The organism is Gluconacetobacter brunescens (assembly GCF_048695475.1).
In the GTDB taxonomy this organism is placed as follows: domain Bacteria; phylum Pseudomonadota; class Alphaproteobacteria; order Acetobacterales; family Acetobacteraceae; genus Gluconacetobacter.
In genome coordinates, this window is record NZ_JBLHEN010000001.1 from 1847622 (window position 1) to 1867434 (window position 19813).

The following is a 19813-nucleotide window of genomic DNA, read 5'->3' on the forward strand; positions in this document are numbered from 1 at the left end:
CGCGAATCCATCCGAACAGAACAGGAGCCATCCCATGCTTTTGAAAAGACGCCACGTCCTGATGGGCCTCGCCAGCACGGCCGCGCCCTCCGCCTTTGCCGCATCGCCCCGCAAATCCGTGGTCGTCGTCGGGGCGGGGATCATCGGCGCGTCGGTCGGCTATCACCTTGCCGCCTACGGCGCCGACGTCACGATCGTCAACCGTGCCGGCCCGGGGCAGGAAACCACGGCCAAATCCTTCGCCTGGCTCAATGCGTTCAACAAGAAGCCCTATTCCTATTACACATTGAACATGCTCGGCATCCTGGGCTGGCGCCGCCTCCAGCAGGAGATCGGCCAGGATCTCGCCATCCAGTGGGGCGGCGGCATCGCCTGGCACACCGACGAGAAAAACGCGGTGGCCGAAACCCAGGACGTCATCCGCCGGCTCGAAGGCTGGGGCTATCCCATCCGCGCGATCCCCAGGTCGGACGTCGAGGCCCGGCTGCCGGGCGTGCGGACCGGTCCCTGCGCCATCGCGTGGAGATCCGATATCGACGGCACGGTAGACCCGGTCGCCGCCGCCGAGGCCTTGGTCACTGCTGCGGCCAGAAAAGGCGCCCGCCTCGCCATGGGCACGAACGTGCTGGCCCTCGACCGCACGGGCGGGCGCGTCACGGGCGTGCAGACCAGCAAGGGCCTGATCCGCGCCGACCACGTGGTCCTCTGCATGGGCAACGATACGCCGCCGATGGCGGCCACGGCGGGTCTGAAGACCCCCCTCAAGGAATCACGGGGCGTCCTGGCCCATACCGAGCCCCTGCGCCCCCTGTTCGGACAGGTCGTGATGCCCCCGGGCTGCGACATCAAGCAGAATCCCGACGGGCGCCTGGTCACCGGCTCCAATTTCGGCGACAGCGGCGACACCCCGGCCGACGCCGCCACGGGCGAGAAATTCCTGGCGAAAGTCCGGACCTTCTTCCCCCACCTGCCGCCCCTGCCGCTCGAATTCATGACCCTCGGCCACAGGGTCCTGCCGGTCGACGGGCACCCGATCGTCGGCGCCTCGTCCAGCGATCCCAACGTCTATGTCGCCGTCATGCATAGCGGCATGACGCAGGCGCCGATCATGGGGCAATGCGTCGCCATGGAAGTGCTGAACGGCGTCCCCATCGACTGGCTGTCCGATTACCGCCCCGCCCGGTTCGCCTGACCTTCGGCGCCCCGATGATGCCACTCCCTTCCCCATGCCGGAGCATGACATGACGACAGAGACGATCCGCATCGGCATCGCCGGCATCAACGGGCGCATGGGCCGCCTGCTGCGCGAGGAGGCCACGGCCGCCGGCGCCCTCCTCGCCGGCGGCACCAGTCGCGACCAGCAGACCGACGCCACGCTTTTCGCCACCCTCGATGACCTGGCCCCACGATGCGACGTGGTGATCGACTTTACCCATGCCGTCACCGTCCAGGCACATGCCGCCACCCTGGCCAAAGCCGGCGTGGCCTGGATACTGGGCACCACCGGCCTGTCGGACGCGGACCAGGACGCCGTCATCACGGCCGCCCGCACCATCCCCGTGGTCCAGGCCGCGAATTACTCGCCGGGCGTCACCCTCGTCACCCGGCTGGCGCGTCAGATGGCCGAAGTGCTGCCTTCTTCGGTTTACGACGCCGAAATCCTGGAAATGCACCACCGGCAGAAGGTCGATGCCCCCTCCGGCACCGCGCTCGCCATCGGCCAGGCCGTCGCCGACGGGCGCAACATCGACCTGCCCACCCACATGGAATCCGGCCGCACCGGCCATACCGGCCCCCGCCAAGCCGACGCGATCGGCTTCGCCTCCCTGCGCGGCGGCCAGATCGTGGGGGAGCATACGCTGCTCTTCACGTCCGCCAGCGAACAGATAGCCCTGACCCACCGCTCCTTCGACCGCCGCATCTACGCCACCGGCGCCGTCCGCGCCGCGCTATGGCTGCGCGGCCGCGCACCGGGGCTGTACAGCATGGAAGACGTGCTGGGCCTTCAATAAGGCCCATGAAGCCCGATCGAAAACCCAGGCGCATATTCTCCACCGCCTGTCATGACGCGCCAGGGAAGTGAACTGGATCCCGTTGTCGGTCAGTATCGTATGGATTTTATAGGGAACGGCCTCGATCAGGCGTCGAAGGAACTCCGCTGCAACCCTTTTGCCCGCCTGCTGATGAGGCTCGACATAGGCGAACTTGCTGGTCCGATCGATGGCGACCTGGCCCATAGCGCATCCTTCCCACTCATGTGAAAATAATGCACCACCAAACCCCGGGACTAAACACCTAAACGCGCTTGCGGAAGCCAATCGCTACCGAGGACAATATAATCAGGCCCTTCGCGATATCCTTATAAAAAGGATCGATCTGAAGGATATTGAACCCATTATTGACCAGGGCCAACAGGATAACCCCGGCCCACGACCGCCAGACCGCGCCCGCACCCCCATAGATACTGTTGCCACCCAGAATGACGGCCGCGATCGCATCGAACTCCAGGCCCGCACCGTCGCTGGCCTTGGCGGCAAGAACGCGCGAAAGCCCGATGGAACCAGCAAGGCCTGCCGCCAGACCGACAAGCGCGAAGGCACCGATCCTGACTTTTGCGGGGCTGATTCCCGCGAGCACCGCCGCATCTTCGTTGCCACCAACCGCAAAGACATGGCGCCCGAATATCGTACGACTGAGAATGATCGCCATGGCCACGCAGAATCCCGCCATGGTCATGAAGGCAATCGTGATCAGGCCGATACGCGGCCGTATCGGCCATTCGATCGCCGGCATGAGGTCGAACAGCGTCAGAGAATTCCCACCGGCGATCTGCTGGGCCACGCCACGGAAGATAAGGGCGGTCGCCAGAGTGGCCAGAAAGGAGTGGACACGCAGCGTCGTGATGACGACCCCATTGATCACCCCCAGCCCCAGCCCGATCATCGGCCCAACCAGGAAACAGGCCGACGCGCCGAACCAGCGGATAAAGAACGGATCGTGCGCGCACTTGGCCGAGACGACAGCCGACAACGCAAAGATCGCCCCAGTCGACAGGTCGAAGCCACCACCGATCACGACCAGGGTCAGAGCGGATGCCACGATCAGGAGCGGCGCATTCTGGTTGAGAATATTAAACAGATTCAACAGGTCAAGAAAATGCGGGCTGCCAATGGCCAGGACGGCTGCCGTCAGCAGGATGAGAATAAGCACGGCCCCCGAACGCAGCATGTCTGAAACATCATGCCGGGAGAGCGATCCCAGCCGCTCTGAAAGGCCTCGCCGAAGGGAATCCGCTGAATGCGCCATCATGGCAGATCCTGCCCCGTTCTGGTGTCGCCGGAAAAAAGCATGCGCGTGATATCGTCCGCGACAACCCGGTCCGGCGCGACTTCGCCGATCGTACGGCCGTCCTGTATAAGATAGGCCCGATGGGCCAGCCCCAGGACCTCCTCGAAATCAGAGGACACCAGCAGAACAGCCATCCCGCGCGCTGCCATGTCCACAATCACATCATAAATGCGCTGCCTGGCGCCGATATCTACCCCCCGCGTCGGTTCGTCGAGCATGATCAACCCGGGATCATCCAGAAGCCATCGGGCCATCAGGACTTTTTGCTGATTGCCACCAGACTGCCCACGTATTTTCAGATTCATGTTCGACGGCACGATGGCGAACTGCCTGATTCGCTTCCCGACAGCCGCCCGCTCCGCGCCCCGCCTGACAAAGCCGAAACGACTGAACCGGCTCAGATAGGGCAGGGTCATATTCGCACACACGCTTGCCTCTGGAAAAATCCCTTGCCTGCGCCGATCTTCGGGAAGAAGGACCAACCCGCTCTGCCGCGCGCGATGTCGGTCTCCGGACGGCAGGGCCTGGCCGTCAAATATCACATCCCCTCCGTCGCGCCGATCCACCCCAGCCAGTGCCCGGAGGATTTCGGTCCGCCCACTGCCGACCAGACCAAGAAGCCCGACGATTTCGCCTTTTCGCACGTCCAGCGACACATCTCTGACGGCGGAGCCGGCCGTCAGTCCCCGCGCACGCAATATCGTCGGCCCCTGCGGGGCCGGAGTGCGCTTGTCCGGGTAAGTCTGCGTAACGGACCTCCCCAGCATGGTTTCCACCAGATCGGACCGCCGCCGGCCGCTCAACACGCAGGTTTCGACAACCTGCCCATCGCGCATGATCGTCGCGCGATCGCAATGCGCCAGCACATGATCGAGAAAATGCGTAACATAGATGATCGCCCGCCCCTTCGCCCGCAATGCACGCATGACATCATGCAGGCGCTCCGCCTCATGCGGCCCCAGTATCGCCGTCGGTTCATCCATGACAATGACGTCGGCACGCCGCGCCAGCGCACGCATGATTTCCACCTGCTGCTGCCGGTAAAGCGGCAGCGTTCCCGCAATCGCATCTCCGCGAATACCGAATGCGAGTTCGGATTCCAATTGTTGATAACGTTCCCTGTTGCCCTTCGGCACGAAGAAGCCACGGCGTTCCTCCTGCCCCAGGAACACGTTATCGGCCACCGAAAGCCCCGGTACCAACTGTATCTCCTGATGGATCATCGCAACACCGCTGTTGAGAGCGCGGTGCGGCGTCCATAATCCGACGGCCCGGCCGGCAAGAAGGATCTCGCCCGCGTCACGGCGGTAATACCCGGCGACGATCTTGCCCACCGTGGATTTCCCGGCCCCGTTGGCACCGATCAGCGCGTGAATTTCTCCCGCACGGACATCAAGGCTAACATCCGACAGAACCTTGATCCCATCGAACTGCTTGGAAATGCCCCTCAAGCTCAGCAGGCTTTCCGTGGAAGACGACTGGTGACCGACCTCCGGCATCCCTATCCCGCCCATTGCGCCTGAAAGGCAGGGTGCGCCAGCAATATATCGCGCGTCCAAAGCGGCGGCAGCGGCGACAGGCTGTCGGCGTCGATAACCGGGGGAATCTTTCGTCCGGACACGGCACCGACAATCGCATCCAGCGATGCCTCTCCCATGCTTCTGGTCAGGGTCCCGTAGGTGACTGCCCAGCGTCCCTCCCGCACAGCCCTCACCCCGATTCCGGACCCTCCTGCCGATGAAAGATAAAGCCCTGCCGGATCGATTCCATAACTTTTGAACGCCATTTCCGCGCCGATGGTCTGAATATCCGCGGTGGACAGGACGGCATCGATGTGGCGATCGACCTGAAGCCGGTCCAGCACGCCATTCATCGCTGTTCCAGCATCATATTGCCCTTCGATTGTCGCCACGATCCGCACATTGGGAAAACTGGCCAGGGTCTGGCGATAGACACGATAGCGCAACTGATCGAACGGATAGACCTTCTGCCCGATCAAGAGCAGGACATTGCACACCGGCCGGGCACGACAATGCAATCCCACATCCTCCGCCTGACGCCGCGCCATCACGGCGGGTGCCGTCGCCACCGTAGATACCACTCCCCGTGTCTGCGGCGTGATCTGCTCGAGATCAGGCCCGATCGGAAAATTCAGGGCAACGGTCGGCATGCCAAGCGCCGCCGCCTCGGCGACCGCCGATGCGATGGAAACCGTATCATTGGGAAAGAGAATGATCCCGTCATAATGATGGGACGCAACGACATCTTCCACCTGATTGTATTGCAGAGTCGAATCAAAACCGCCATCGAACAGGCGGACATCGACATTGCCTGCCCGCGCGGCAGCGGCCTGGATACCATTCCAGACCGACTGGTTATATCCATTCTGCGCACCGGCAGCGAGGAACGCGATCCGCCAGCGATGCTGCGGAGGCGACCCATGCGCAGCGAACAGCCCCCCGCACCAGGCACCCGATACCAGAACAAACATCAGAAAGCAGCGATACCAGGTCATGCCGTCCACCCCGCCTGCTGGCCATCATGGTAATCTTCCCATGATGGCTTTTTAATCACGACCGTCCGCATGATTTCAGCATTGGCCGATACCGTCGTCACAGGATGAGTACCGGCCCCGTTCCAAATTCAGAAAGAAACGGTGAACGATCCGCCATAGGTGCGCGGCTCGGCCGCATACGACCAGCCATAGCTATCATATTCGGAATTATAGCGCTTGTTTGTAACATTCTTTACCCACCCGACGAAGCGCCACTTTTTGTTCGCCGCCGTCAGGCCAAGCTGGAAATTATAAAGATTGAACGCGGTGCGTGCCGTCGTATTTTCCGGATCCCAATATTCTTTCCCGGTCGACGTCATATCGAACCGCCCGAACCCGTTAACACCCCGGAAAAGCTTGTGCTCATACTGCGTTCCGAGAAAAACCGTATATTCTGGCACGACCGGCGCGGCATTACCCTGTGCCGAAGGATTGTAGCTGTATTTCGTTATGCTGCTATGCGTATAACCCAGATTGGCAAAGAAGCTGAGGCCGGGAAGAGGATTATAGGTCGCCGACAATTCGCCACCCGTCAGATGCACCTGGTCGATATTGACCAGTATCTGCGCGTTTACAGACGGATTGAACAGGAAGAAAAACGAATTGTGATCTCTCGTATCGAAGAAAGAGCCATTGATTCGCAGCTTGTCGTGCAGCCAGCTCGTCTTGAAGCCGACATCCACCGTATTCGCGCGCTCGGGCTTGACGACATCGTAGGCACCCGGCAACCCGACGGCGGCGGCCGTCCCACTCTGGTTGAACTGACCACTCCGAAACCCGATGCCATAGTCGACATAGAAGGTCACCTGCGGCGTGAGGCGATAGGACAGCGTGCCTTTTGGTTGCGCCTGCCTGAACCAGCGCTCACGCTTGCATGTCGCGCCATCGGAAGCTGAGCAGCCATCTGGAACACCAGCCGTACTATCTGGAGACACATATTGGCTCAAATCGTTCCAGTCGTAACGAAATCCGAAATCCGCCGTCAGGTTTTTGAGTATATCATAGGAGAGGTGGCCAAATAGCGCGAAATCCTGGTTGTGATCCGAATTCGCAAAGAACGCATTTGTCGGGTTCGGAGCATAGCCAAACAACGGCGTCGTACTGACACGCGCGATCCCCTGCCCCGTATCCGTGGCGCTGGTCGTCGAGAGGAAGTCGCGCTCGTCCAGAAAATAGCCTCCGAACATCCACTTGACTTTCCACCGGTCGGAGGATGTCACGCGAAGTTCGTCTTCCCACGAGGTATTGGTACGCCATTGGGACTGGGTCCCATCCAGGGCAGCCGTATAGGGCGAATTATCGCTGGCGAAATACTCATTGAGCTTCATCCATCCGAGTGTATTCGTCACCCGCCCCCATGGCTGAGTATAGGTCAGCCGAAATGACGCATCGCGAATATCCCTGGTGTTCAGGCCACCATTATTCGCACAGAATGTATCATATACGTGATCGGCACTGAACGTGCTGCTGCTGTAGCTGGAACCCGAAGGGTTGCACGTACCCGGCTGCAGTTTTGTCCCCTGGTACCAGGCATTCAACGCGCCACCACGCACTTCATCGATTCCCGCCCGGAAATCAGCGACCAGATCGTCGGTCAGAATAGCCTTGATATGGCCACGCGCGGAATATTCCGTCTGGAAATCGACTGTCTTGTCGCGATAGACATTATACAACAGGCCGTCGAAATCACGCACATCGGCATTCAGATCATAATAGAGGCGGTCTTTCACAAGCGGTCCACGAAGTGAGATACGCCCCACCCTGTACCCCCCGTTGCCATACTGGCCCTGAAGATCGACCTGATGTTTATTGGTCGGCTGCTTCGTATTGATGATAATCGCACCGCCGATGGCATTGCGTCCCCATAGATCGCCCTGAGGGCCCTCCAGTACTTCGATCTGGTCGAGATTGAAAAGATCCTGCGTGAACTGACGGTAGTTCATTTGCTGGACACCATCGACAACGACCGCGACCGGACTCTGCCCGTTGCGCACCTGAGAAATGCCGCGCAGTGTCACGAACGTCGTGCCAACGCTCTCACCCTGCGAAATCGCCATATTGGGGACCATCGCGATCAGGTCCTCGACCGACTGAACTCGCGCATCCGCCAGTTGCTGTCTGGTAAAGACACTGGCCGTAACGGGCGCCTTCTGCATTGCCTCGCGCCTGGAAATGCCGGTCACCATGATGTCCTCGGGCTTGGCCGGGGAATCGGTTCTGGCTGTATCCCGTGAGGCACGGATCTTGGACGATGGTCGTTTGTCCGTCGAATCCGACCGTTTCACTGCCGCCGGTCCACGTGTTTTCAACTTGCTCGACGCCTCGTCCGATGTGGATTGGGCATAAGCTTTTGACGCGATGCTACTTGCCGCCAGAACCCCTGGAATGACGAGCAATGCCATCAGATGCGAAGAGCCGGCCATCAACATTCTCCCATATGGCAAGACGAAGGTCTTCATTCGGATACCGTATACGAAACGAGAGGCCCGCACAACGATACTTCTTCGTAATAAGAATTTTTATGACGTGCCCGATGGCCCGTTTCCTGTCGCATGTTTCATGAAGATGGAGCCGACCCGGCAAACGGCTACGATGGAAATACAGCCCCTGCAAACAAACAATCACACCAGGCTTTCCCGGATCGGCATGAAGGTGGCCATTCCTCCCTATCCGGGCATTCGGCACGACCCGCCTGCATGGACCGAACCCGCCATCGGCATTCTTGAAATGAATGCCGGATACAAAATATCCGGCTGAATCATTTATTATACAGAATAAAATAAGACGCTGATTTCGTGATAAGATAGACGGTTTTCATCCGATCGTGTTTTTATGAATGCGGCCATTGGCCATGATAAGCGCCAGACTTGCACCCGTATCGGCAAGCACGGACAAATCCTTCAAGGGATTTCCGTCAACAACCAGAAGATCGGCGTGGCTCCCAGGTGCGATGACGCCCAGCTTTCCGCTCTGCTGCACGATCTCGGCATTAACGATGGTTGCGGAACGCAGAATATCAATCGGCCGTTCCGCTTCCGCGCGAATCAGGAACTCCCGGGACTGCGCACCCTGCAAAGGACCGAGCAGATCGGAGCCGAAGCCGATCTTCACGCCGGCGTTTCGCGCCAATCGCAGAGAATCCAGGCCAGCCGCCAGCACGACCTGCAGCTTTTCCCCGCTCGCCGGGGAAAGGCCGTGCTCGGCCCCCGATTTGGCAAGCATGTCGTAAGCCACCAATGTCGGTACCAGGTAGGCCCCCCGCTCGGCCATGAGACGCGCACCCTGCGCATCGAGCAGATTGCCATGCTCCACCGTGCGCACACCCGCCTGCACGATCCGGCGGATCGCGTCGGCACCATAGGCATGCGCGCCGACATAGGTACCCCAGCTTGCCGCTTCCGCGACCGCTGTCTCGATTTCCTCGATGGAAAACTGGGTACCGTCAATCGGGTCATGCTCCGATGCCACGCCACCCGAGGCCATGATCTTGATCTGGTGCGCGCCCAGACGCAGTTCTTCGCGCACCCCGTGCCGGACGGCATCCCGCCCGTCGACGATGCGCGACTGGAACGCGAGGGCACCGCTACATCCGCAGCCGTCCCCTTCGGTCCGCAGGCGATGATCGGCATGCCCCCCGGTCTGCGAGAGCGGACGGCCCGAAATGAACAGGCGCGGGCCGGCAAAATGGCCTTCGCGCACGGCCTGAACCAGCCCGTAATCGGCGCCGCCCATATCGCGAACCGTCGTGAAGCCCCGGTCAAGCATCGCCCGCATCGAACTGGAAGCCCGTGCGGCCATCAGGGTCGGCGGCACCGCGCCGAGCCGGCCGAGATTCACTTCACTCAGGGTCACATGCGCGTGGGCGTCGATCAGGCCCGGCATGACGGTCCGCCCCCCGACATCGATCCTCCTGGCCTCGCTGAAGGACGGTCTGGTGTCGGAGACTTCCCGAACCGTTCCCTTCTCGACCACGATATAGGCGGGCCGCATGTCGCCCAGTTCCAGATCGAGCAGATTGCAATGATCGAAGACGGTCACCATAGGCTGTCGTCCTTATCCGTGGTCCGCGGAATTGAGCGGTGCCGTTCCGCACCACTCCGCGATGAAAAGTGCCAGCACGACAGTCGTTTTCTTCATGCTTTCCAGGTCGGCCCGCTCTCGCGGACTGTGCAGCCCCTCTCCAAGCGAGCCGTAGCAGAGCGTCGGTATGCCGTAATGGAATCCATACAGGCGCACGTCACAGGTCGCCGGCATGCTGAAACTTTCCAGCTCGGTTCCAAAAACGGTCTTGTGCGCCAGGGCAAGAGCGGCCTCGGCCGCGCTGCCCGGTTCCTGGACATATGGTTCCGCCTGGAATCCCACCCACGTCACGTCCGCGCTGGCCTCGTTGCCCTTCTCGCGGGCGCATGCGGCCACCGTGTCGAGAATGGCGCGACGCACCGCTTCCAGCGACTGCCCCGGCAGGATGCCGATACGGCAGTCGATCTCGCACCAGGACGGAACCATGCCGATCCAGTCCCCACCCCGGATCCTGCCGACGCTGAAGGAAACGGGCGCGGCCATGTGCCCGTACCATCGGGAGCCCCGGTGCTCTTCGTTCGTGCGGTCGGCAAGCCCCTGTAATGCGGTGATGAAATCATACATCGCCAGGATCGCGCTGGCGCCACGACCGGCTTCGAGAATATGCGCGGCAGTACCGGAAAGACGCACACGAAACCAGATGGAGCCAAGCTGTGCCCTTTGCAGGCGGTTGCCGACGGCCTCGGCAATCAGGCAGGCATCGGCCCGGTAGCCTCGGGCCAGGGTGCCCAGGGCGCCATTACCCGTGCATTCCTCCTCGCTTACCGTCTCGACATGGACCGGGGCGGCCGGGCGCAGGCCGACGGCACGGAGCGCATCGAGCGCAAACACGATCTCGGTCACGCCGACCTTCATGTCGGCGGTCCCCCGGCCCGAGATCCACGTGCCGTCTATCCGTGGAGCGAACGGATCATGCGCCCAGTCCTGCAGCGGCCCCGGAGGCACGACATCAATATGGCCCTGGAGGATCAGGCTACGCCCCCCTCCCGCGCTGGAGGGCACCGTCGCCACGACCTGGACGGCCTTTTCGTAATCGGCTTCGAAAACTGGAGAAAAGCCCGGCAGCGCCTCGATCTCGACCTCGGCCAGGGTAAAACGGTCCACGGCCCAGCCGCGCGCGGCGAACTGGCCCGCCAGCCAGTCCTGGCAGGGGGCTTCCTGGCCACGCAGGCTGGGAAAGGAAGCCAACGTGCCGAGCCAGGACACCTGCTTGGCCCAGTCGGCTTCCACCGCCTGCGCAAGGCGCGCTGCCAGGCCTTCGGACTGCGTGACCATGCGTCGTCCCTTTCTCTCAGTCTTCGATGCCGTAGATTTCACGCGCGCGCTCGCCGGTCAGGTATCCGTCACGCAGATCCCGCAGCACCGCCTCGCGAGAACGGCGTTCCGGCGGTCCGAAACCACCTCCCACCCCTGTCACGACATGGACGACATCGCCCTCGCGCAACGGGATGTTGGTTCCGAACGCATAGCGCTCGGGCGTCTCCCCCGGCCGCAGCACTTCGACGAAATTCGGCGAGCCATCCAGTCCGCCATCGACCCCCCAGGGCGGAATGCGCGAGCGCGTGTAGCCGACACTCAGGAAATTGTCGTCGGCGCGCACCCGGTAGCGCAGGGAAATCCCCTTGCCCCCGCGCCATTGGCCCTCGCCGCCGGCAGCGGGATTGAGGGCGAGTTCCTCAACCCCCAGGCCATAACGCGCCTCGGCGACCTCCGCCGGGCAATTGAAGGTCTCGCCATGAAAGCCCGAAAACATCGCGCTGTTGCCATCCCGGCCGCGCTGGCCGCCCCAGCCGCCCAGTTGCGGCTCGACGATCGTGTAATGACGTCCCGTCTCGGCATGTTTTCCGCCGATATTGGTGCCGCAGATCGACGCGAAATTTCCAGCCGGAACCAGCTCGGGCACATACCGGGCCATGCAGCGCAGGATCAGGTCGAAAAGCCTGATCTCGACTTCGGAATAATAGCCCAGCGCTCCGGGCTCGACCACATGGAAGACCGAACCGGGCCGGGTCACGACCTTCAATGGGCGGAAGAATCCGCCATTGCCGGGGGCATCGGTATCGGTCATGGCCTTGAAGGCAAGCTGCGCCGCGATAACCACCCCTTCCAGGCTGGAATTGCGCGATCCGGACTGGTCCGGATTATCGCGCAGGTCGACGATGAACGCATCGTCGGTAATCTCGATGCTGACCTTGTAGACCGCGCCGTCGTCCTGTTCCTCGGCAAAGGTGAAGACACCCTTCGTCAAACCCTTGAGCGCCGCCCGGGCGCGGCGTTCCCCCAGATCCATGAAGTCGTCGATCGCCGCGATCACCACGTCCACGCCATATTTCGCGATCAGTTCCTGAAGCCGGCGCTCGCCGATGCGCACACCCGCGATCCCCGCCCAGAGATCGCCCTTGAGAAAGGCCGGCAGCCGCGTATTGGCATACAGGATATCGAAGACCGCCTGGTTCGGCCGGCCCGCCTCCATCAGCTTGACAGCCGGAATCCGCACACCCTCCTGATAGATCTCGGTCGCGTCGGAGGACATCGAGCCTGGTACAAGTCCACCGACATCGTTCCAGTGGGCGATGTTCGCCGTCCAGGCGACCAGACGCCCGGCAGCAAAGACCGGCATCGCCAGGATCATGTCGTTCAGATGCGTGACACCACCCCAATAGGGGTCGTTCGATGCGAACAGGTCGCCCGGCTGGATCGTCTCGGGCGGATGCTTCTTCAGGATAGCCGTCACGGCCTTGTCGAGCACCCCGATGAAGGCCGGAATCCCGGCACCCGACGCGGCGATATCGCCTTTGGCGTCGCAGATGCCGGTGCCGAGGTCTAGCACCTCATAGATGATCGCACTCATCGACGTCTTGCGCTGGACGACGAACATTTCATCCGCAATGGCTTCCAGCGCATTCTGGATAATGTCGAACGTGACCTGGTCGTGGGAAGGATGACCCATGGCTTCAGTTCCCAAGCTCGATATGCGTGTTGCCGTAGGCGTCGATGGTGACGCCGTTACCCGGATGGACGACGATCGTCGTGCCCGGATCCTCGATGATGGCGGGGCCGGCGAAGGTCATGCCCGGTTCAAGCCGTTCGGCATCGTACACCGTCGCTTCATGGATGCCGTCCGTTGCATAATCGACCAGGCGTCGGCCCTTCACGGCATCGGGAAGCACCGCCCCCGTCACCGGCAGGGGCATGACCTCCAACCGGCCGACCTCGGCCGAGGCGATCAGGTGCAATCCGACGATCTCGACGCCCGAATCCAGGCGATAGGTATATTCGCGCTCATAGGCATCGTGGAAATCGCCCAGCAGCCGGGCCAGCGACGCCGCATCCACCGGGCCGGCCGCCAGGGGAACCTCGATCGCATGTTCCTGGTTCATGTAGCGCAGCTTGACGAGTAGCTGGTGCCGCACCCGCTCTGCCGGAATGCCTTCCTCGATGAAACGCGCCGTCGCATGGTCGACAAGCGTACGCGCCAGAGTATCCAGTCCGCCCGCATCGTCCTGTTCCAGCAGCCGGGTCATGAAATAATCGCGGCGCAGATCACTCATCATCATGCCCCACGCCGAGAATACCGGCGCCCCGCGTGGCACGACCACCTTGCGCACCCCCAGTTCCTGCCCCAGGGCCACGCCATGCATCGCCCCGCCGCCACCGAAGACGACGAGCGTGAAATCACGCGGATCGTAGCCGCGATTGACCGAGACGAGCTTCAGCGCATTGACCATGTTCGCATTCGCGATCCGCACGATTCCGCGTGCCGCCTCGGCCGGCGCGCAGCCCAGCGCCACCGAAAGCCGCTCCAGCGCGCGATCCACCGCATCCATGTCGGCCACGACGGTCCCGCCACAGAAATAATCACGATTGATCCGCCCCAGCGCCAGGTTCGCATCGGTCGTCGTCGCTTCGGTTCCACCGCGCCCATAGGCCGCCGGCCCCGGCATCGCGCCCGCCGATCGCGGCCCGACATGCAATTTGCGGAATTCGTCGACCCAGGCGATCGAACCGCCGCCATTGCCGATCTCGACCAGATCCACGACCGGCACCATGATCGGATAACCGGCCGATTTACGATTCCGCTCGATCCAGTAATCCGTCTTGACACGCACCTGGCCATTTTCGATCAGCGAGCATTTGGCGGTCGTGCCACCGATATCCAGTGCCAGGACATTGGGCTCGCCGATCAGCCGCCCGAGTTCGGCCGCCGCCCAGAAACCTGACGCGGGCCCCGACTCGACCATGGTGATCGGCGTCGCCTTCGCCGATGCCAGGGAATCGACACCGCAATTGGACTGCATGACATACAGGCTGCCCCGATATCCCGCATCGCGCAGGCCATCACCCAGTCCGCTGAGATAGCGTTCAGCCACCGGCTGGACATAGGCCGACAGCACGGTCGTGCTCGTACGCTCGTATTCCCGCCATTCCCGCGTGATCTGGTGTGACGCGACAACGGAGACATCCGTCCACAGGCGACGGATTTCCGCCGCCACCGCCTGTTCGTGCGCGGGGTTGGCATAGGCATGCAGAAGGCAGATCGCAATCGCCTCCACCCCGTCCCGCCGGAAATCATCCAGGATCGCGGGCAGGCCCGACAGGTCCAGGGGTACCGTCTCGTTGCCACGATAATCCATCCGGCCCGCGACCTCCCGCCGAAGATAGCGTTCGACGAAGGGTTCGGGCTTCTCGTACAACAGATTGAAGAAATCGGGCCTGTTTCCACGCGCGATTTCCAGCACGTCGCGGAAGCCCGCCGTCGTGATCAGTCCCGTTCGCGCCCCCTTGCGTTCGGTCAGGGCATTGATCACGACCGTCGAGCCATGGGCGAAGAAATCGACCTCGTCCAGTTTCAGGCCGCCCTTGTCCACGACGTCAAGTACCCCCTTGGCAAAGTTCGGCGGGGTGGTGTCCGCTTTCGCGGTGACGATCCTCTGCGTTCCGGTCGACGGATCGGTCTCGAAATAAACGAGGTCGGTAAAGGTTCCACCGACATCCGTCGCAATACGCCTTGTCGTACTCTGCATCTGTCATCTTCCTGCCATGAAGACGGAACGACATGCCCTGGAGCCACGTCTCGCGTCATCACTGTCAAAACCAATATCTCGTCGATGCGGCGGCCCATTACGCATCATGGGGCATGTCCCATGCCCCCATCCGTCACACGACCTGGAACCCGTGCTGGAACATGTCTTCGGAATCGATCCAGATTGTATTGAACCCGGTGGAAACGGCGCTTCCCTCGATCAACGGAACGATGGCCGGGATCGGACCGCCTTCCGACGAAAGGCTGGTGTCGGACTCCACGGTGCCAATGAAGCTGCTGTGAATGTAGCTTTCATGAATGAACCGGTCGCCGACCTCAAGAATGCCCTTGTGCCGCAGATGCGCCAGGCGCGCCGAGGTTCCGGTTCCACAGGGGCTGCGATCGATCGCATTGTCGCCGTAGAACACCGCGTTCCGCCCGCGCTCCCGTGTCACTCCTCCGTCAGCCCACAGGACATGGCTGACACCGTTGATCGAAGAGTCCCCGGGATGAACGGGATGGAACTGCGCCCGCACGGCTTCGCGCACGAGCGGGCTGAGCGAGAGGATGCGCGCGGCCCCGAGGCTGTCCAGCCCCTCATAACCCTCCTGCGGCTCGACGATCGCATAATAATTGCCGCCATAGGCGACATCGACCGTCAGCGGCCCAAGCCCCGGAACCGTGATCGCGATGCCGGTGCGCGCCACATAGGACGGCACGTTACGGATCCGCACGCTGGCGACACGTCCCGCCTGCACCACATAGTCGATGTCGATAATCCCCGCAGGCACTTCCAGGCGCAACCGCCCGGGAACGCGCGGCGTCAGCAATCCATGCTCCAGCCCGAACGTGACCAGGCCGATCGTGCCATGCCCGCACATCGGCAGACAGCCCGACGTTTCGATGAACAGAATGCCACCGTCACTGTCCTCGCGTGTCGGCGGATAAAGAAAGCCACCCGACATCATCGAATGACCACGCGGCTCGAAGCACAGGCCGGTACGAATCCAGTCATAGCGTGCAAGAAAATCCAGCCGACGCGCGCTCATGCTGGCGCCGCGCAACAGCGGCGCCCCACCCGCCACCAGCCGCACCGGATTGCCCGCCGTGTGACCGTCGATGCAAAAGAAGGTGTGACGCATAGCGGGCTCTCCATGTCTTTCCAAAAACGGGCTCTCAGAGCGGCCGGGATGCCGCCGCCCGCTCGACCATGCGCACGACTTCGTCGCGTCGCGCGCCTTCCAGCGGCAAGCGCGGCAGCCGCACCCGTTCGCTTCCGCGTCCCATGATCTGCTCCGCCAGCTTGATCGACTGCACCAGGTCATGTTCGGCATCGAGATGCAGCAGCGGCATGAACCAGCGATAGATTTTCCGGGCCGTCTCCACGTCGCCCCGCGCCAGCGCCTCCACCAGCGCCACCGATTCCCTCGGAAAGGCGCTGGTCAGGCCCGAGACCCATCCCTGCGCGCCCAGCAGAAGCCCCTCGAAGGCCACGTCATCAAGCCCCGCCATGATGACGAAGCGATCGCCGAACGTATTGTAGACATCGGTGTAGCGTCGCGTATCGGCGGAGCTTTCCTTGACCGCCGCGATCGTCGGCACCTCCGCCAGGCGCTGCAGCACATCCATGCCGATATTCACCCGATAGGCCGTCGGGTTGTTATAGAGCATGATCGGCAGATCGCTCGCCGCCGCAACCGCGCGGAAATGGTACTCCAGTTCATGGGGCTTGGGCACATAGACCATGGCCGGCAGGACCATGAGCGCGTCGGCACCGATCCGGGCCGCCTCCTTCGCCCAGGCGGCGGCCCGGGGCGTCGTCAGTTCCGACACGCCGACGATGACCGGCACCCGCCCCGCCACGGCTTCGACCGCCGCTTCGAGTACATTTATCTTTTCGTCCGGCTCCAGCGAATTGTTTTCGCCGCATGTTCCCATGATCACGACACCATGCACGCCGTCGCCGACCAGCGTATCGAGAACCTTTTGCGTGCCAGCGATGTCGATGGACAGATCGGCATGGAACTGCGTCGTCGCCGCCGGGAAAACACCGGACCACTTCATGAACTCATACTCCCGTTCGCCTCGCCGCCGAATGACGAGGCTATCGTTTATCGTATACTATGTATCATTTGATAGCGGAATGAAAAATATTCGCCTCCGCGCGATTTTGTCATCTTCCTGATATTTCGCAAAAAGTCGTCAAATCGAGACTGCGTCGGCTTATGCGGCGCCACCGACAGGGCTCAGCAGAAGCCGGCCGCGCAAAAGGCTCCGCCCCGCGCTTTCCTTTCTCCCGGCGCTACAGCGCCTTGCGAAGATCGTCCAGCGTCGTCTGGATATGATCACGCATCAGGTTCTCGATCTGGCGCTTGTGGCCCTTGAGCCAGCATTCGAGCAACGCCCGATGTTCCTGATTGGCACGTGTGTCATGATCCTGCATGTGCAGGTGGAATCGCACGTAGCGATCCGCCGTCACGTTCAACAGGTCGAGAACATGAAGCGTGGTCGGACCAGCACCCGGCTTGACCAGGGCGTAGTGAAAACGGCTGTTGTAGACACCGCGCTGGGCATCCTTGCGATCAATCGCCGCTTCCAGCGCCTCCAGTGTTTCGCGCGCATAGAGCGCATCTTCCGGCGTCGCGTTTTGCGCCCCCAGCGCGGCGGCTTCCGGCTCGATCCGAAGCCTCAGACGAAAGACGTCCTCGGCTTCGGCACGGGTCAGGGATGTGGCGAAAAATCCCCGCTTGGCATGGACGGACACGAACCCGTCCTGCTGCAGGCGCGCCAGCGCCTCGCGGACGGGGATCTTGCTCACCTGATAGGAGGACGCGATCACATCCTGCCGGATCGGTTTCCCGGCCGGCAGTTCGCCCGAGAGCACACGCTCACGCAGCAGATCATAAAGCTGATCGGAAATAGACCGGGTATAGAGTTGGTCCGCTTTGCTTTTGGTATGCATATAATCCCGGGCTCGTCTTCCATATCAACAAAACCGATGAACAGCGTTCAACTCTAGCCGCTCCGCCCAGGCGAAACAATCAAAGTCCCATATCCATGCCAATCGACGACCACGTCACACATAGGCCTCGATCCCGTTCAATGTCGGGCCGAGGTCGGCGGCGCATGCCATTGCGGCGCTGACCATGGCGGGCGTGAAGATATCCTCCCCTTCCCCCATGAAATTGAAGCTCCCGACACAGCGATCATCCACCACGATCGGCAGGTTCAGCGCGGACAGCAGCCCATGGGACTCAAGATAGGCCCAGTCGCCGTAATGCGGTGCAAAACCTGCGACATCTCCAGCCACGAACGGCTCGCGGCGGCCGACCACGATATCGAACCAGGCGGTATGCGGAATCGGCTTCGCCCCGCCGACCGGATACATGTGCGGCACATTGGAATAGATGCGCCGGTTCAATCCCCGCGCCTCGTCCAGGACCAGGACGGTAAAGGTACGGAAGGGCAGGATCTCCGCAAAGCGCCTTTGCGCATCATCCAGCACCCGCATGACCGCCGGGGGAAGCAACACGTCGGCAGCGGCAATCACGTCCGTCTTCTGCTCGTTCATCGACTGACCTTCGTTCATTTCTCGTCAAAGGGTTGCGTGATGCTGACCGCCGGCTGGCTGAACCAGCACGGCCCGGCCTCGGAGACGTGGATATGGTCTTCAAGCCGCACGCCGAACATATCGGGCACCACGATCATCGGCTCGTCCGAAAAGCACATGCCGACCTCGATCGGACGACGATCGCCCCCCATGATGTAGGGCGCTTCGTGAATATCCAGGCCGATCCCGTGTCCCGCCCGATGCGGCAGGCCCGGCAGACGGTAGCCGGGTCCAAGCCCATTGTCCGCCAGGAAGCCGCGCACGGCGTCGTCGAGCGCGCCGCAGGCCACACCCGGCTTCACGGCATCGAAGACGACCTGCTGCGCACGGCGCTCGATATCCCATATCTCCCGCTGCCGGCTCCCGGGCGTCCCGCAGACATAGGTGCGGGTAATATCGGCATGATATCCGTGAACCTGGCAGCCACAATCGACCAGCACCAGTTCATCGTCCCGCAGGATCTGGTCTCCCGCGATTCCATGCGGAAAGGCCGTTGCCTGGCCGAACTGCACCGCCGCGAAGGAGGCCCCGTTATCGGCCCCCATGCGACGATGGGCCTGGTCGATGAAGCTCCTGACCTCGCTGGCCCGCACCCCCGGACGCATGGCCGCCGCCACATGGCGATGAACCTGGAGCGTCAGCGTCATCGCATAGCGCAGAACGGCGATTTCCGCCGCCGATTTCACCATCCGCAGCGCGTCGATCACCGGCGCGGCGCTTTCGAACGCAGCCCCCCCGACCAGCGCGGCGACGGCCCCGGCAATCCGGAACGGCAGTTCGGGGTCGAGCGCGACCCGCTTCCTGCCGTGCAGCAGGTCCGCGAGCACCGCACAGGGGTCTTCATGCTCCTCCCACAATGCAAGGGCGCACGGAATCCGCAGGCAGTCGAGAAGCGAGCCCCGTTCGAACGCAGGACAAAGCATGACCGGCTCCGCGCCGGCGCGCAGCACAAGAAGCACCGGTCGTTCGCTGGCCTTCCACGGTACGCCGCTGAAATAGCGCAGCGACGAACCGGCACCGATGACGAGCGCATCGATATCACGCGCCGCGCACAGTTCCACCGCTTTGCCGAGCCGCACCGCATAGTCCCCGTCCGGAATCCCCGGTCGATCCTGCGCCAGCGGCTGAACGCAGGCCAACTGCTCGGCCAGCGTGGAAATTCCTATCTGTCTACCCATGAAGGCTCCTGAAACGTGAT

At 62.2% G+C, this 19813-nt stretch carries 16 protein-coding genes and 1 pseudogene; 3 read left to right on the forward strand and 14 right to left on the reverse strand.

All coding sequences use genetic code 11. From position 1 onward, the window contains the following. The first annotated feature begins 34 nt into the window (after positions 1-34). Both ACMAUO_RS08225 and dapB read left to right on the forward strand, forming a co-directional pair. Complete coding sequence (locus ACMAUO_RS08225) at positions 35-1192, forward strand: NAD(P)/FAD-dependent oxidoreductase (protein WP_420356430.1); 1158 nt, start codon at positions 35-37, stop codon at positions 1190-1192. Positions 1193-1241: 49 nt separating this feature from the next. Further along, positions 1242-2012 carry a 4-hydroxy-tetrahydrodipicolinate reductase gene (dapB, locus tag ACMAUO_RS08230; protein ID WP_420356431.1) on the forward strand — a complete coding sequence of 257 codons (771 nt, stop codon included), beginning with the start codon at positions 1242-1244 and terminating at the stop codon, positions 2010-2012. Positions 2013-2069: 57 nt separating this feature from the next. Here the strand turns inward: dapB and ACMAUO_RS08235 are convergent. The 5 genes and pseudogenes from ACMAUO_RS08235 to ACMAUO_RS08255 all read right to left on the reverse strand — a co-directional run. Then, a pseudogene (locus ACMAUO_RS08235) lies at positions 2070-2228 on the reverse strand (IS481 family transposase); the annotation flags it as partial. 67 nt (positions 2229-2295) lie between these two features. Continuing rightward, positions 2296-3228, reverse strand: a complete 933-nt coding sequence (locus ACMAUO_RS08240) for an ABC transporter permease (RefSeq protein WP_420356432.1) — start codon at positions 3226-3228, stop codon at positions 2296-2298. Positions 3229-3305: 77 nt separating this feature from the next. Next, entirely contained in the window at positions 3306-4799 is a 1494-nt protein-coding gene (locus tag ACMAUO_RS08245; RefSeq protein ID WP_420356433.1) for a sugar ABC transporter ATP-binding protein, read from the reverse strand. A 50-nt stretch (positions 4800-4849) separates the two neighbouring features. Beyond that, positions 4850-5863: a sugar ABC transporter substrate-binding protein gene (locus tag ACMAUO_RS08250; RefSeq protein WP_420356434.1), complete on the reverse strand. Its 1014-nt coding sequence runs from the start codon at positions 5861-5863 to the stop codon at positions 4850-4852. 128 nt (positions 5864-5991) lie between these two features. Next, entirely contained in the window at positions 5992-8325 is a 2334-nt protein-coding gene (locus tag ACMAUO_RS08255; RefSeq protein WP_420356435.1) for a TonB-dependent receptor, read from the reverse strand. On the opposite strand from ACMAUO_RS08255, the gene ACMAUO_RS08260 reads away from it, so the two are divergent. After that, complete coding sequence (locus tag ACMAUO_RS08260) at positions 8288-8659, forward strand: hypothetical protein (RefSeq protein WP_420356436.1); 372 nt, start codon at positions 8288-8290, stop codon at positions 8657-8659. The two genes, ACMAUO_RS08255 and ACMAUO_RS08260, sit on opposite strands and share 38 nt — an antisense overlap. A gap of 57 nt (positions 8660-8716) precedes the next feature. Here the strand turns inward: ACMAUO_RS08260 and ACMAUO_RS08265 are convergent, their stop codons facing one another. From ACMAUO_RS08265 to ACMAUO_RS08305, 9 genes are all read right to left on the reverse strand, one after another. Then, positions 8717-9784 carry a metal-dependent hydrolase family protein gene (locus tag ACMAUO_RS08265; protein ID WP_420356437.1) on the reverse strand — a complete coding sequence of 356 codons (1068 nt, stop codon included), beginning with the start codon at positions 9782-9784 and terminating at the stop codon, positions 8717-8719. Between the two features lie 171 nt (positions 9785-9955). Continuing rightward, positions 9956-11257, reverse strand: a complete 1302-nt coding sequence (locus ACMAUO_RS08270) for an ArgE/DapE family deacylase (RefSeq protein WP_420356438.1) — start codon at positions 11255-11257, stop codon at positions 9956-9958. A 16-nt stretch (positions 11258-11273) separates the two neighbouring features. Next, positions 11274-12932 (reverse strand): hydantoinase B/oxoprolinase family protein, encoded by a 1659-nt coding sequence (locus ACMAUO_RS08275; protein WP_420356439.1) that lies wholly within the window; start codon positions 12930-12932, stop codon positions 11274-11276. Between the two features lie 4 nt (positions 12933-12936). Next, on the reverse strand, positions 12937-15006 hold the full coding sequence (locus tag ACMAUO_RS08280) for a hydantoinase/oxoprolinase family protein (RefSeq protein ID WP_420356440.1): 2070 nt from the start codon (positions 15004-15006) through the stop codon (positions 12937-12939). 133 nt (positions 15007-15139) lie between these two features. Next, on the reverse strand, positions 15140-16147 hold the full coding sequence (locus tag ACMAUO_RS08285) for a 4-hydroxyproline epimerase (protein ID WP_420356441.1): 1008 nt from the start codon (positions 16145-16147) through the stop codon (positions 15140-15142). Between the two features lie 34 nt (positions 16148-16181). Then, a complete protein-coding gene (locus ACMAUO_RS08290; RefSeq protein WP_420356442.1) occupies positions 16182-17069 on the reverse strand; it encodes a dihydrodipicolinate synthase family protein in 888 nt (295 codons plus the stop codon). 238 nt (positions 17070-17307) lie between these two features. Further along, the gene (locus ACMAUO_RS08295; RefSeq protein WP_420356443.1) at positions 17308-17967 is read right to left on the reverse strand and encodes a GntR family transcriptional regulator; all 660 of its coding nucleotides are present in this window, start codon (positions 17965-17967) and stop codon (positions 17308-17310) included. Positions 17968-18081: 114 nt separating this feature from the next. After that, positions 18082-18576 carry a GAF domain-containing protein gene (locus ACMAUO_RS08300; protein ID WP_420356444.1) on the reverse strand — a complete coding sequence of 165 codons (495 nt, stop codon included), beginning with the start codon at positions 18574-18576 and terminating at the stop codon, positions 18082-18084. A 14-nt stretch (positions 18577-18590) separates the two neighbouring features. Beyond that, a complete protein-coding gene (locus ACMAUO_RS08305; protein WP_420356445.1) occupies positions 18591-19793 on the reverse strand; it encodes a M24 family metallopeptidase in 1203 nt (400 codons plus the stop codon). Between the last annotated feature and the right edge of the window lie 20 nt (positions 19794-19813).

Bases quoted from the DNA above. Each gene is read 5' to 3' on its own strand.
- ACMAUO_RS08300 (WP_420356444.1), bottom strand. From the start codon at position 18,576: ATGAACGAGCAGAAGACGGACGTGATTGCCGCTGCCGACGTGTTGCTT.
- ACMAUO_RS08225 (WP_420356430.1), top strand. From the start codon at position 35: ATGCTTTTGAAAAGACGCCACGTCCTGATGGGCCTCGCCAGCACGGCC.
- dapB (WP_420356431.1), top strand. From the start codon at position 1,242: ATGACGACAGAGACGATCCGCATCGGCATCGCCGGCATCAACGGGCGC.
- ACMAUO_RS08305 (WP_420356445.1), bottom strand. From the start codon at position 19,793: ATGGGTAGACAGATAGGAATTTCCACGCTGGCCGAGCAGTTGGCCTGC.
- ACMAUO_RS08295 (WP_420356443.1), bottom strand. From the start codon at position 17,967: ATGCATACCAAAAGCAAAGCGGACCAACTCTATACCCGGTCTATTTCC.
- ACMAUO_RS08260 (WP_420356436.1), top strand. From the start codon at position 8,288: ATGACGAGCAATGCCATCAGATGCGAAGAGCCGGCCATCAACATTCTC.
- ACMAUO_RS08240 (WP_420356432.1), bottom strand. From the start codon at position 3,228: ATGCTGCGTTCGGGGGCCGTGCTTATTCTCATCCTGCTGACGGCAGCC.
- ACMAUO_RS08290 (WP_420356442.1), bottom strand. From the start codon at position 17,069: ATGAAGTGGTCCGGTGTTTTCCCGGCGGCGACGACGCAGTTCCATGCC.
- ACMAUO_RS08275 (WP_420356439.1), bottom strand. From the start codon at position 12,932: ATGGGTCATCCTTCCCACGACCAGGTCACGTTCGACATTATCCAGAAT.
- ACMAUO_RS08280 (WP_420356440.1), bottom strand. From the start codon at position 15,006: ATGCAGAGTACGACAAGGCGTATTGCGACGGATGTCGGTGGAACCTTT.
- ACMAUO_RS08270 (WP_420356438.1), bottom strand. From the start codon at position 11,257: ATGGTCACGCAGTCCGAAGGCCTGGCAGCGCGCCTTGCGCAGGCGGTG.
- ACMAUO_RS08250 (WP_420356434.1), bottom strand. From the start codon at position 5,863: ATGACCTGGTATCGCTGCTTTCTGATGTTTGTTCTGGTATCGGGTGCC.
- ACMAUO_RS08265 (WP_420356437.1), bottom strand. From the start codon at position 9,784: ATGCCGGGCCTGATCGACGCCCACGCGCATGTGACCCTGAGTGAAGTG.
- ACMAUO_RS08285 (WP_420356441.1), bottom strand. From the start codon at position 16,147: ATGCGTCACACCTTCTTTTGCATCGACGGTCACACGGCGGGCAATCCG.
- ACMAUO_RS08255 (WP_420356435.1), bottom strand. From the start codon at position 8,325: ATGGCCGGCTCTTCGCATCTGATGGCATTGCTCGTCATTCCAGGGGTT.